Here is a 13,493-nt window from a genome sequence, read left to right as displayed (position 1 = left end):
CCCTTGGTCGCCTCGCGCAACCCCCAGTCCGACAGCATTACCGACGTTTCCGGCTCACCACGCCGCATCTCCTTCGCCAAGATCTCCGAGCCTCTCGAGGTGCCGGACCTTTTGGCGTTGCAGGTGGACAGTTTCGACTGGCTGGTCGGCAACGAAACCTGGCAAGGCCGTGTGGCCGCCGCCGAGGCCGAGGGACGGACCGAACTGTCCGGCCCGTCCGGCCTGGAAGAGATCTTCGAGGAGATCTCCCCGATCGAGGACTTCAGCGGCACGATGTCGCTGTCGTTCCGCGACCACCGTTTCGAGCCGCCGAAGAACACGGTCGACGAGTGCAAGGAGCGCGACGTCACCTACTCGGCGCCGCTGTTCGTCACCGCCGAGTTCATGAACAACGAGACCGGCGAGATCAAGAGCCAGACCGTCTTCATGGGCGACTTCCCGCTGATGACGCGCAAGGGCACGTTCGTGATCAACGGCACCGAGCGTGTCGTCGTGTCCCAGCTGGTCCGCTCACCCGGCGTGTACTTCGAGCGCACGCCGGACAAGACGTCCGACAAGGACATCTTCACGGCCAAGATCATCCCGTCGCGCGGTGCGTGGCTGGAGTTCGAGGTCGACAAGCGTGACCTGGTCGGCGTACGGCTGGACCGCAAGCGCAAGCAGAACGTCACCGTGCTGCTCAAGGCGCTCGGGTGGACCGACGCGCAGATCCTCGAGGAGTTCGGCGAGTACGAGTCGATCCGCCTCACCCTGGAGAAGGACCACACCTCCGGGCAGGACGACGCGCTGCTGGACATCTACCGCAAGCTGCGCCCGGGTGAACCCCCGACGCGCGAGGCCGCGCAGGCGCTGCTGGACAACTACTACTTCAACGGCAAGCGCTACGACCTGGCCAAGGTCGGCCGGTACAAGATCAACAAGAAGCTCGGTCGCGACGAGCAGCACGACACCGCGGTACTGACGATCAACGACATCGTCGCCACGATCAAGTACCTGGTCGCGCTGCACGAGGGCAAGACCGAGCTGGACGCGCCGCAGGGCGAGATCGTCGTCGAAGAGGACGACATCGACCACTTCGGCAACCGCCGTCTGCGTACGGTCGGCGAACTGATCCAGAACCAGCTCCGCACCGGCCTGGCCCGGATGGAGCGCGTGGTCCGCGAGCGGATGACGACCCAGGACGTCGAGGCGATCACGCCGCAGACCCTGATCAACATCCGTCCCGTGGTGGCGGCGCTGAAGGAGTTCTTCGGAACCTCGCAGCTGTCGCAGTTCATGGACCAGACGAACCCGATCGCGGGTCTGACCCACAAGCGCCGCCTGTCGGCGCTGGGCCCGGGTGGTCTGTCGCGTGAGCGGGCCGGCTTCGAGGTCCGCGACGTGCACCCGTCCCACTACGGCCGGATGTGCCCGATCGAGACCCCGGAAGGCCCGAACATCGGCCTGATCGGCTCGCTCGCGACGTACGGCCGGGTGAACCCGTTCGGCTTCGTCGAGACGCCGTACCGCAAGGTCGTCGACGGCCGGGTCACCGACCAGGTCGACTACCTGACCGCGGACGAGGAGGACCGGTTCGTCATCGCTCAGGCCAACGCGGCACTGACCGACGACGACGTGTTCGCCGAGGACCGGGTGCTGGTTCGCCGGCGCCACGGTGAGGTCGAGCTCGTGCTGGTCGAGGACGTCGACTACATGGACGTGAGCCCGCGCCAGATGGTGTCGGTCGCGACCGCGATGATCCCGTTCCTCGAGCACGACGACGCCAACCGCGCCCTGATGGGCTCCAACATGCAGCGCCAGGCCGTTCCGCTGATCACCGCGGACGCCCCCCTGGTCGGTACCGGCATGGAGTTCCGCGGAGCGGTCGACGCCGGTGACGTGCTGGTGTCGGAGAAGGCGGGTGTGGTCAAGGAGGTCTCGGCCGACCTGATCGAGATCGCCGCCGACGACGGCACCTACCAGACCTACCGGCTGGCGAAGTTCCGTCGCTCGAACCAGGGCACCTGCATCAACCAGCGTCCGCTGGTCGACGCGGGGCAGCGGGTCGAGACCGGCTCGCCGCTGGCCGACGGTCCGTGCACCGACGAGGGCGAGATGGCTCTCGGCCGGAACCTGCTCGTGGCGTTCATGCCGTGGGAGGGTCACAACTACGAAGACGCGATCATCCTGTCGCAGCGCGTCGTGCAGCAGGACCTGCTGACCTCGATCCACATCGAGGAGCACGAGGTCGACGCTCGCGACACCAAGCTGGGCCCGGAGGAGATCACGCGCGACATCCCCAACGTCTCCGACGAGATGCTGGCGGACCTGGACGAGCGCGGCATCATCCGGATCGGCGCCGAGGTCACCACCGGTGACATCCTGGTCGGGAAGGTCACGCCGAAGGGCGAGACCGAGCTGACCCCGGAGGAGCGGCTGCTGCGCGCGATCTTCGGTGAGAAGGCCCGCGAGGTGCGCGACACCTCGCTGAAGGTCCCGCACGGCGAGAACGGCACCGTCATCGGTGTCCGCGTCTTCGACCGCGACAACGGCGACGAGCTGCCGCCGGGTGTGAACCAGCTGGTGCGCGTGTACGTCGCGCAGAAGCGCAAGATCTCGGTCGGCGACAAGCTCGCCGGACGCCACGGCAACAAGGGCGTCATCTCCAAGATCCTGCCGGTCGAGGACATGCCGTTCATGGAGGACGGCACCCAGGTCGACATCATCCTGAACCCGCTGGGCGTGCCCGGCCGGATGAACGTCGGTCAGGTCCTCGAGACGCACCTGGGCTGGGTCGCCAGCCGCGGCTGGAAGGTCGACCCGGACAGCCCGGAGGAGTGGGCGCAGCGACTGATCAAGATCGGCGCCGGCGAAGCCGAGCCGATGACGAACGTCGCCACCCCGGTCTTCGACGGCGCGCGGGAAGAAGAGGTCACCGGCCTCCTCGGCTCCACGCTGCCGAACCGTGACGGCGACCGGATGGTCGACAGCACCGGCAAGGCCAACCTGTTCGACGGCCGCTCGGGTGAGCCTTTCCCGGCACCGGTCGGGGTCGGCTACATGTACATGCTGAAGCTGCACCACCTGGTGGACGACAAGATCCACGCCCGTTCGACCGGCCCGTACTCGATGATCACGCAGCAGCCGCTGGGTGGTAAGGCGCAGTTCGGTGGTCAGCGGTTCGGCGAGATGGAGGTGTGGGCCCTCGAGGCCTACGGTGCCGCCTTCGCGCTGCAGGAGTTGCTGACGATCAAGTCGGACGACGTGGTCGGCCGGGTCAAGGTGTACGAAGCGATCGTCAAGGGCGAGAACATTCCGGAGCCGGGTATCCCGGAGTCCTTCAAGGTTCTGGTCAAGGAAATGCAGTCCCTGTGTCTGAACGTTGAGGTGCTCTCGTCCGACGGAAGCCGGGTCGAGATGCGCGACAGCGAAGAGGATGTCTTCCGCGCGGCGGAGGAACTGGGGATCGACCTGTCCCGGCGCGAGCCGAACAGTGTCGAGGAGGTCTGAGCGGGTTGCCGCTTGAGATCAACAGCCAACTCACTCAGACCATTTTTACAATCGGGAGATAACACATCGTGCTCGACGTGAACTTCTTCGACGAGCTTCGGATCGGCCTGGCGACTGCGGATGAGATCCGCCAGTGGTCGCACGGCGAGGTCAAGAAGCCCGAGACGATCAACTACCGGACGCTCAAGCCGGAGCGTGACGGTCTGTTCTGCGAGAAGATCTTCGGTCCCACCCGGGACTGGGAGTGCTACTGCGGCAAGTACAAGCGCGTTCGGTTCAAGGGCATCATCTGTGAGCGGTGTGGCGTAGAGGTCACCCGTCAGAAGGTGCGCCGCGAGCGGATGGGCCACATCGAGCTGGCCGCGCCGGTCACCCACATCTGGTACTTCAAGGGTGTCCCGTCGCGACTCGGCTACCTGCTCGACCTCGCCCCGAAGGACCTCGAGAAGGTCATCTACTTCGCGGCGTACATGATCACCGACGTCGACGACGAGTCGCGTCACCGCGACCTCGCGTCGCTGGAGGGCCGGACCGACGTCGAGCGCAAGCAGCTCGAGAACCGGCGCGACAACGACATCGAGACCCGGATGAAGAAGCTGGAGGAGGACCTGGCGCAGCTCGAGGCCGAGGGCGCCAAGGCCGACGTCCGGCGCAAGGTCAAGGAAGGCGCCGAGCGTGAGGTCAAGCAGCTGCGCGACCGTGCGCAGCGCGAGATCGACCGCCTCGACGAGGTCTGGACCCGGTTCAAGAACCTGAAGGTCCAGGACCTCGAGGGCGACGAGATCCTCTACCGCGCCATGAAGGAGCGGTTCGGCAAGTACTTCGAGGGCGCGATGGGTGCGGCCGCGATCCAGCGCCGGCTGCAGACCTTCGACCTGAAGGCCGAGGCCGACAACCTGCGCGAGACGATCAAGACCGGCAAGGGCCAGCGCAAGACCCGCGCCCTGAAGCGGCTCAAGGTCGTCACCGCGTTCCTGGCCACCAACAACAGCCCGATGGGCATGGTCCTGGACTGCGTCCCGGTCATCCCGCCGGACCTGCGGCCGATGGTCCAGCTCGACGGTGGCCGGTTCGCCACCTCGGACCTGAACGACCTGTACCGCCGGGTGATCAACCGGAACAACCGGCTCAAGCGTCTGCTCGACCTGGGCGCTCCGGAGATCATCGTCAACAACGAGAAGCGGATGCTGCAGGAGGCCGTCGACGCGCTGTTCGACAACGGCCGTCGTGGCCGTCCGGTCACCGGCCCGGGCAACCGGCCGCTGAAGTCGCTGTCCGACATGCTCAAGGGCAAGCAGGGCCGGTTCCGTCAGAACCTGCTCGGCAAGCGCGTCGACTACTCCGGCCGTTCGGTCATCGTGGTCGGCCCGCAGCTCAAGCTGCACCAGTGCGGTCTGCCGAAGGCGATGGCGCTGGAGCTGTTCAAGCCGTTCGTCATGAAGCGGCTGGTCGACCTCAACCACGCGCAGAACATCAAGTCCGCCAAGCGGATGGTCGAGCGTCAGCGCGCCCAGGTCTGGGACGTGCTGGAAGAGGTCATCACCGAGCACCCGGTCCTGCTGAACCGTGCACCTACCCTGCACCGGCTCGGCATCCAGGCGTTCGAGCCGCAGCTGATCGAGGGCAAGGCGATCCAGATCCACCCGCTCGTCTGCTCCGCGTTCAACGCGGACTTCGACGGTGACCAGATGGCGGTGCACCTGCCGCTGTCGGCCGAGGCCCAGGCCGAGGCGCGGATCCTGATGCTGTCGACCAACAACATCCTGAAGCCGGCCGACGGCCGTCCGGTCACGATGCCGACGCAGGACATGATCATCGGCATCTACTTCCTGACGATGCTGAAGGACGGTGTGCTGGGCGAGGGCCGGGCGTTCGGTTCCGTGGCGGAGGCCCTGATGGCCTTCGACCGCAAGGAGCTGTCGCTGCAGGCCAAGATCACCCTGCGCCTGAACGAGGCGGCCGCGCCGGAAGGCTCGCTCGCGCTCGACAACGGTGGGTTCTCGCTGGAGACGACGCTGGGTCGCGCCCTGTTCAACGAGGCGCTGCCGGCCGACTACACCTTCGTGGACGCCGAGGTCGGCAAGAAGCAGCTGGGCTCGATCGTCAACGATCTGGCCGAGCGCTACTCCAAGGTCCAGGTCGCGAACTGCCTGGACGCGCTGAAGGACCTCGGTTTCCGCTGGGCCACCCGCTCGGGTGTCACGGTGTCGATCGACGACTTCAGCACGCCGCCGTCGAAGCCCGAGATCATGGCGCGCTACGAGTCACAGGCCGAGAAGGTCCAGAAGCAGTTCGAGCGGGGTCTGATCACCTCGTCCGAGCGGCGTCAGGAACTGATCGAGATCTGGACCGGAGCCAACGCCGAGGTCGGCAAGGCGATGGAGGAGAACTTCGAGAAGGCCAACCCGATCTGGATGATGGTCCACTCGGGTGCGCGAGGAAACATGATGCAGATCCGGCAGATCGCCGGTATGCGTGGCCTCGTGGCCAACCCGAAGGGCGAGATCATCGCCCGGCCGATCAAGTCCAACTTCCGCGAGGGCCTGTCGGTGGTCGAGTACTTCATCGCCACCCACGGTGCGCGGAAGGGTCTGGCCGACACCGCGCTGCGGACCGCCGACTCCGGGTACCTCACCCGTCGTCTGGTGGACGTGTCGCAGGACGTCATCATCCGCGAGGAGGACTGCGGCACCGAGCGCGGTCTGCCCAAGCAGATCGGTGAGAAGGGTCCGGACGGCAAGGTCGTGCACGCCGAGAACGTCGAGACCAGCGCCTACGCACGGACGCTGGCCACCGACGTCGAGGGCGCCGACGGCACCGTCGTACTGACCGCGGGCAGCGACCTGGGCGACGTGTCCATCGCCGCTCTGGTCGAGGCCGGTGTCGAGGTCGTCAAGGTCCGCTCCGTGCTGACCTGTGACGCCAAGACCGGGACCTGCGCCAAGTGCTACGGCCGTTCGCTGGCGACCGGTAAGACGGTCGACATCGGTGAGGCCGTCGGCATCATCGCGGCGCAGTCCATCGGTGAGCCGGGTACGCAGCTGACGATGCGGACCTTCCACACCGGTGGTGTCGCGGGTGATGACATCACCCACGGTCTGCCGCGTGTGGTCGAGCTCTTCGAGGCCCGCCAGCCCAAGGGCAAGGCGCCGATCGGTGAAGCCGCCGGCCGGATCGCGATCGAGGACACCGACAAGACCCGGAAGCTGGTGCTCACCCCGGACGACGGTTCCGAGGAGGTCGCCTACCCGGTGTCGAAGCGCGCTCGTCTGCTGATCGAGGACGGTCAGCACGTCGAGGTCGGTCAGCAGCTGACGCAGGGTACGCCCGACCCGCAGGAGGTTCTGCGGATCCTGGGTGTGCGCAAGGCGCAGGAGCACCTGGTCGACGAGGTCCAGGCCGTGTACCGGTCGCAGGGTGTGGCCATCCACGACAAGCACATCGAGATCATCGTCCGGCAGATGCTGCGCCGGGTCACGGTGATCGAGTCCGGCGAGGCGAACCTGCTGCCGGGTGAGCTGGCCGACCGGATCATGTTCGAGGCGGAGAACCGTCGCGTCGTGGCCGAGGGCGGTACGCCGGCCTCGGGTCGTCCGGTGCTGATGGGTATCACCAAGGCGTCGCTCGCGACCGAGTCGTGGCTGTCGGCCGCCTCCTTCCAGGAGACGACCCGGGTCCTGACCGAGGCCGCGATCCACGGCAAGTCCGACTCCCTGGTCGGTCTGAAGGAGAACGTGATCATCGGAAAGCTGATCCCGGCGGGTACCGGCATGGACCGTTACCGCAACATCCGGGTGGAGCCCACCGAGGAGGCGAAGGCCGCGATGTACTCGATGGTCGGCTACGAGTCGTACGACTACGACTTCGGGCCGTCCGCCGGGCAGTCGGTCCCGCTGGACGACTTCGACCTCGGTTCCTACCAGAACTGAGCCGAAGCTCCGCACACCGCCGAGGGCGGCACTCCCACCAGGGGGTGCCGCCCTCGCGGCGTTTCCGGGGGCTTGCGGTCCGGCGTACCGGGGTGCTGCCGGGGCTACCTCAAACGCTTGTCTGCGGTCGTTTCCGGCGTGTCGGTACAGGTCTGGGCAAGCCTCGCGGGGTGGCGGCTGCAAGTGTCTGCGGGATAGGCCAAGATGACTCCATGACGGATCTCCCGCCCTACCTGCGGCCCTTTGTTCTACCGGTCGCCGACGCCGGGGAGGTGCGGGTGGAACGGGCCGGTCAGGTCGACCTCTACCACCCCGCCGGCACTGCCCGGACGGGCGCGATTCTCTTCGTGCACGGGGGTCCCATGCCGCCCGGCCTCGAGGCGTCGCCTCGGGACTGGCCGGTGTTCCAGGGATACGCGACCGCGGCTGCTCAGCGCGGTCTGGTGGCTGCTGTGGTCGAGCACGGGCTGATCCGTGGCTTCGACCAGCTGGTCACCGCAGCCGACGACGTGGAGGCCGCCGTCGGTGTTCTCCGGGCCGACCCGCGGGTGGATCCGGGGCGCATCGCGCTCTGGTTCTTCTCGGGGGCCGGACTGCTCGCGGGGGAGTGGTTGGACAGCCGCCCGGACTGGCTGCGCTGTCTCATGCTGACCTACCCCTTGCTCGCCACCCCGCCCGGTGTCGACGAACTGGTCAACGCTGCCGAAGTGATCGGCAAACACAAGGACCTGCCGGTGCTGCTGACGAGGGTCGGCCGCGAGCGCGCCGAGCTCGCCGGTCCGGTCGCGGAGCTCGTCTCCGCCGGCGGCGCCGCGCTGGACATCATCGACGTACCGAAAGGGCAACACGGCTTCGACATGCTCGACCACACCGAAGAATCCCGCGCCGCGGTCACCAAGGCGCTGGACTGGGCCATCGCCCACCTGGGCGAAGACCCCACCGCGACCTCCACCTCCACTCTCCCGATCCCCACGCCGACCGAGACTTCCCAGGTGAGCCCCGCCAGCTCACCGGCGAAGAAGACCACCGCTGCCCCCAAGAAGCCGGCCCCGGCCCCGAAGGCAGCACCAGTAAGTTCCACTCCCGCACCTGTTGTCGAGAAGCCCTCCACCTCCGTTCCGTCAGCAGCGCCTGATCTGACGGCCGTGGTGGCGACGGCGTTCTCGTTCGACACCCCGGCGACCCGGGTGATCGATCGGGAGCACGCGACGTACGCGGCGCACGATCTCGAGGCGTTCCTGGCGCTGTACTCGCCAACGGCTCAGCTGCAGTTCGCGGACGGAGCCGTACTGCGGGGACGGCGGTCCCTGCGGGAGTACTACGGGCCCCTGTTCGACGCGGGCAAGTGCAAGACCGAGCTGCAGCAGCGGATGATGCTGGGCGAGTGGGTGGTGGAGCAGTCCGTCCGCCACGACACCGACCAGGGTCCGGTGCCGACGATCGTGATGTACCGCGTGCAGGACGGCCTGATCGTCGAGGTCCGCTTCCTCGCTTGACCGTCTCGGGGAGCTCGGCGCCGGCCAATCCTGGTCGGCGCCGATGCTGCTCCCCGGCCGCGTCAGTTCCTAGGCCATGATCCCCAGCGACTTGGGCTTCCAGCCTGGGAACACCTTGCTCGCTTGCGCGGAGCTCAGCCCGAGGCGGCCCATCACGACGTCGGACAGCACGTCGCGGTAGTCGTTCGTCCCCGGCACATCGCCCTGGTCCAGGACCTTCGACTCCAGCCCCTCCCACTTGCCGTGCACGCCGCCCTTCACGCGGCCGCCGAGCACCAGCGCAACTCCACCGTGTCCGTGGTCAGCACCGCTGTTGCCGTTCTGCTCCACGCGCCGGCCGAACTCGCTCATCGTCACGACCGTCGTGTTCTCGAGCTCCGGACCCAGCTCAGCGGTGAACGCCGCCAACCCATCGGCCACCGTCTTCAACGACCGGGTCAGATCACCGCCGTCGACGTTCCCGATGTCCGTGTGCATGTCCCACCCACCAAGGTCCACGGCCGCCACCCGCACGCCGGCCTTGTTCTTGATCAGCTGCGCAAGCGTCGCCAGCGACGACCCGAACTCACCCTCGGGATACCCACGGTCCTTCGGCTCGGTCTGGATCGCCTGCTGGTAGCTCTGCGCCTTCGCCGAAGCCTGCAACGCGGCAAGCCCCTGCGTGCCGAGCGGATGGTCGAGCCCGGTGTACAGCGTCTCCAGCGCCTTCAACGTCTGCGGCGCGACCCCGTCGATCCCCTTCACGCTGAAGTCCTTCAGCGAGGTCAGCATCACCGGGTTCGTCGGCCCGAGCAGCGACCGCGTCATCCGCGCACCGATCCCGAGCCCGCGGAACGTCGTACCAGGTCCCAACTGAGCGATCACCCGGTCGAGCCAGCCCGACTGCACCGAAGACCGCGCAGCCCCACCGCGCTCCAGACAGTCCTGCGCCTGGAAGTGGCTGCGGGTCAGGTCGGGCGTCGACACAGCCGGTACGGCGGCCAGCCGGCCGGACGTGATCAGCGGCGTCAACGGCGCCATCGCCGGATGCAGCCCGAAGTCCCGGCCGAACTCGATCAGCGAAGCACCCCGTACGGCGATGCCCGGCCGAGCCTTCAGCAGTTGCGGATCGTCCGCCGGTACGAGGACCGACAGCCCGTCCATCCCGCCGCGCAGGAAGATCACCACCAACGTCCCCGTCGTCGCAGCGCCCGGCGCGGCCCACGAGATGCGCGTGGTCACCAGCTGATCGGCCACAGCCGCGACACCGACGCCGAGCCCACCCGCCAGCAGCCGGCGCCGCGTGAACCCGCGGCTCCACTTCTCGCGCCGCTCGTCCACCTCGGCGGAGACGGCGGCGGCCTGGGCGCGCACAGCGGCGTCGGCAGGTGTCGGCCCGAGCTGCTGCCAGTCAGGGCAGTCGGGGTGCAGGGAAGAGAGAGTTTCCGAGTGCTTCATCGAGCAGGTCTCCTACAAAGAGATTGACCCGGCCGCAGGGGCGGCGCGGCCGGGCCAAGATCAGCGGGCGAGGAACTGAGGAGAGTCGAGAACCAGGGCGACGACGTGGCCTGCTTGCCACTCCATCCGGCCCTGGTCGACGCGAGACGTGGTCTTGGCGCCGACGAAGGTCGCCAGTGCGCTGCGCTGCCGGGAGTTCGGGCGCTGACCGATCAGCCGTAGGCCGAGCCGGTCGAACCACTCGCGGTAGGTGTCGCCGGACTTCGGCCGCAGGTCGGCGGGAAGCTTCTCGCGCTTCAGTCCGTCCCACCACCCGTACGAAAGGGCGCGGTGCGAGGACCAGCGCTCCAGCATCTGACCGGCCGACGACCAGGCCGGTGCGACGTCCGGGTAGCCGTTCGGCGACGGCCAGGCGAGCGGTGCGTGCCCGAGGTTGTTCAGCTGCCAGTACATGGCTTCCAGGCCCTTGCCGGTGGTCGGACCGAACGGCAGGTCGAGTGCGCGGGCGGTGCCGACGACGTCCTCGAGCGGCCGTTTCGTCTTGCGTCCAAGGGAGTTCCAGAACTCACCGCTGCGGAACAACGCGGTCAGCACCGGCAGGATCGCCGTGTTGTTGCTCAGGTAGACCTGCGCCAACCGAGCGACCAGAGCCGGCGGCGGTACGTCGTCCACGAACCGTACGACGAGCTTCCGCGCGATCGTCTTCGCCGTGGCCGGGTGCTTGGCCAGGTAGTCGAGGTACTTGTCGCCCAGCGCCAGCCCGCCCTTGGCGGAGGTGTTGGCGGCAGTCCAGTCGAGCACCTTCACCCGTCCGGTCCGGTGCCGCTCCGACTTGTAGTCGAACTCGCCGTTGTCGTTCGAGCCGCGACCACTCAGCACGTACGCGCTGCTGCGCATGTCCTTCTCGGTGTACCCGGACGAGACGCCGACGGTGTGCAGCTCGAGCAGCTCGCGGCCGAGGTTCTCGTTGACGCTCTCGCGGGTGGAGGTGTCGTTGTCGAGGAAGTGCAGCATCGCCGGGTGCCGCATCGCGGCCTTGAGCATGTCGGCGTACCGGCCGAAGGCGTGCTTGCGGATGACGGCGGCCGCGTAGTGCGGCGCGACGTCCCAGCCGCGGTCGGAGGGAGTCGAGACGTGCAGGTGATTGGAGAAGACGTCGACGACCACCTCGAACAGTTGCCGCCGGCCGAACACCTGCCGGCCGAGCGTGGCGAAGCCGGTCTGGAACATCGCGTCCCACGAGTACTGGCCGATCGACCGTCGTACGGTCCCCACGTCGGCGCCCGCGAGCTTGAACGCCGACCAGGCCTGGTCGCCCGCCGGGTCTTTCGTTGTCGGGGACAACTGAGCAGCCAGCCAGCGGTCGATCCCCAGCTTCGCCAGGCTTTCCACGTCCGACGGGCGCGGGCCGAAGGTCACCCGGTTGAGCAGATGCCGCTGGGCCTGGGCCGCGGTGAGCGGACCGGCCTTGTCGACCAGCAGGCCCGGTACGACGCGGCCGGCCTTCGCGGCCTCGGCGAAACCGGCGTAGTCACGGGTGGAGCCGGTCTGGGCCGGCGGCTTCTTCCGCTGGTCGCCGGCGACGTAGCTGGAGTCTCGGTCGTCCTCCTGCGTCGCCAGGCCCGGCCGCTCCGCGACGGCCGACCTGCTGGGCGACGTACCGGATCTGTCGGGTGCACCGGGAGCCGCGGCGACTCGCTCGCTCAGACTGCCCCGGCGGGACAGGAGCTCGGCACCCAGTCCGCCGGCGGCCAGTACGCCGGCCACGGTGCCGATCGCCGCGCGGCGGACGACGGGGGAGGAGTCGGGGGGACGGGGGACAGGGTCGTGATCCACAAAATGCTCCTGGGCGGCGGAACGGCGTACGAAAAATGGATCCCCGTTATCAGGCCGTTACACCTGATGGGCGTGACTATGCCGCAGCGAACGAGCGGGCTACATGGGTGCGGAGGGAGATTTACCGCGATCACACATTCACGATCGCGATGGCGCCTGGGGATACTGGCTTGGAGCGCGTCCAGAGTCCGGTAGACTGATAGGGCGGCCTAGTCCCCTTGCCGCACGGTGCCTTGTTTTGACCGTGCATGGGGCAGCCGCTAGTCTTAACGATCGTGCCCGGGTCATCCTGGGCCGTCATGCGTGCCCCTCGTTTCGCGGGTTTGCGCGCGTGGCACGGGACTTCTGCCGACAGTCAGAAAGATTACGGCTCCGGTACGCCCGTGCGCACGCGACACACCCGACCGCGGGGGTCAGGCGCGCAGGAACTGACCGGACGACAGAAAGAGACCTACGCGGTGCCCACCATTCAGCAGCTGGTCCGCAAGGGCCGCCAGGACAAGGTGTCGAAGAACAAGACGCCGGCCCTGAAGGGTTCTCCTCAGCGTCGTGGTGTTTGCACGCGCGTCTACACGACCACCCCGAAGAAGCCGAACTCGGCGCTTCGCAAGGTTGCCCGTGTCCGCCTCACCAGCGGCATCGAGGTCACCGCCTACATCCCGGGTGTCGGCCACAACCTGCAGGAGCACTCGATCGTGCTCGTGCGCGGCGGTCGTGTGAAGGACCTTCCCGGTGTCCGGTACAAGATCATTCGCGGTTCGCTCGACACCCAGGGTGTCAAGAACCGCAAGCAGGCTCGCAGCCGGTACGGCGCGAAGAAGGAGAAGAGCTAATGCCGCGCAAGGGTCCCGCCCCGAAGCGGCCGGTCATCATCGACCCGGTCTACGGTTCGCCGCTGGTCACCCAGTTGATCTCCAAGATCCTGGTGGACGGCAAGAAGCAGATCGCGCAGAGCATCGTCTACACGGCGCTCGAGGGCACCCGGACGAAGACCGGCACCGATCCCGTCATCACGCTGAAGCGCGCGCTGGACAACGTGAAGCCCAGCATCGAGGTGAAGAGCCGCCGCGTCGGTGGCGCCACCTACCAGGTGCCGATCGAGGTCAAGCCCAACCGCTCGACCACGCTCGCCCTGCGCTGGCTCACCTCGTACTCCCGTGCGCGTCGCGAGAAGACCATGGGAGAGCGCCTGATGAACGAGATCCTGGACGCGTCCAACGGTCTCGGTGCGTCGGTGAAGCGCCGCGAGGACACGCACAAGATGGCCGAAGCCAACAAGGCTTTCGCCCACTACCGCTGGTGACGC

General features: G+C 67.6%; 7 protein-coding genes. 5 read left to right on the top strand and 2 right to left on the bottom strand.

Annotated features, from left to right (window positions below; translation table 11 throughout):
- Nucleotides 1–3: 3 nt before the first annotated feature.
- From rpoB to ACYVIO_RS00565, 3 genes are all read left to right on the top strand, one after another.
- Complete coding sequence (gene rpoB / locus ACYVIO_RS00575) at nt 4–3,489, top strand: DNA-directed RNA polymerase subunit beta (protein ID WP_425828828.1); 3,486 nt, start codon at nt 4–6, stop codon at nt 3,487–3,489.
- Between the two features lie 68 nt (nt 3,490–3,557).
- The gene (locus ACYVIO_RS00570) at nt 3,558–7,418 is read left to right on the top strand and encodes a DNA-directed RNA polymerase subunit beta' (protein WP_460648634.1); all 3,861 of its coding nucleotides are present in this window, start codon (nt 3,558–3,560) and stop codon (nt 7,416–7,418) included.
- A 212-nt stretch (nt 7,419–7,630) separates the two neighbouring features.
- On the top strand, nt 7,631–8,914 hold the full coding sequence (locus ACYVIO_RS00565; RefSeq protein ID WP_460648633.1) for a nuclear transport factor 2 family protein: 1,284 nt from the start codon (nt 7,631–7,633) through the stop codon (nt 8,912–8,914).
- 69 nt (nt 8,915–8,983) lie between these two features.
- Here ACYVIO_RS00565 and ACYVIO_RS00560 read toward each other — a convergent pair whose 3' ends face one another.
- The gene (locus ACYVIO_RS00560; protein WP_460648632.1) at nt 8,984–10,351 is read right to left on the bottom strand and encodes a DUF1501 domain-containing protein; all 1,368 of its coding nucleotides are present in this window, start codon (nt 10,349–10,351) and stop codon (nt 8,984–8,986) included.
- 60 nt (nt 10,352–10,411) lie between these two features.
- A complete protein-coding gene (locus ACYVIO_RS00555) occupies nt 10,412–12,187 on the bottom strand; it encodes a DUF1800 domain-containing protein (RefSeq protein WP_460648631.1) in 1,776 nt (591 codons plus the stop codon).
- A gap of 458 nt (nt 12,188–12,645) precedes the next feature.
- Here ACYVIO_RS00555 and rpsL point away from each other — a divergent pair, with 458 nt between their 5' ends.
- Nucleotides 12,646–13,020 carry a 30S ribosomal protein S12 gene (gene rpsL / locus ACYVIO_RS00550; protein WP_012923692.1) on the top strand — a complete coding sequence of 125 codons (375 nt, stop codon included), beginning with the start codon at nt 12,646–12,648 and terminating at the stop codon, nt 13,018–13,020.
- Nucleotides 13,020–13,490, top strand: coding sequence for a 30S ribosomal protein S7 (rpsG, locus tag ACYVIO_RS00545; protein WP_184798782.1), 471 nt, complete (start codon nt 13,020–13,022; stop codon nt 13,488–13,490). The genes rpsL and rpsG overlap by 1 nt, the downstream gene beginning before the upstream one ends.
- Nucleotides 13,491–13,493 lie beyond the last annotated feature (3 nt).

The sequence above is a fragment of the Kribbella endophytica genome (genome assembly GCF_054781295.1).
Note: the sequence above shows the minus strand (reverse complement) of the source record. Positions and strands in the feature narration are given on the sequence as shown.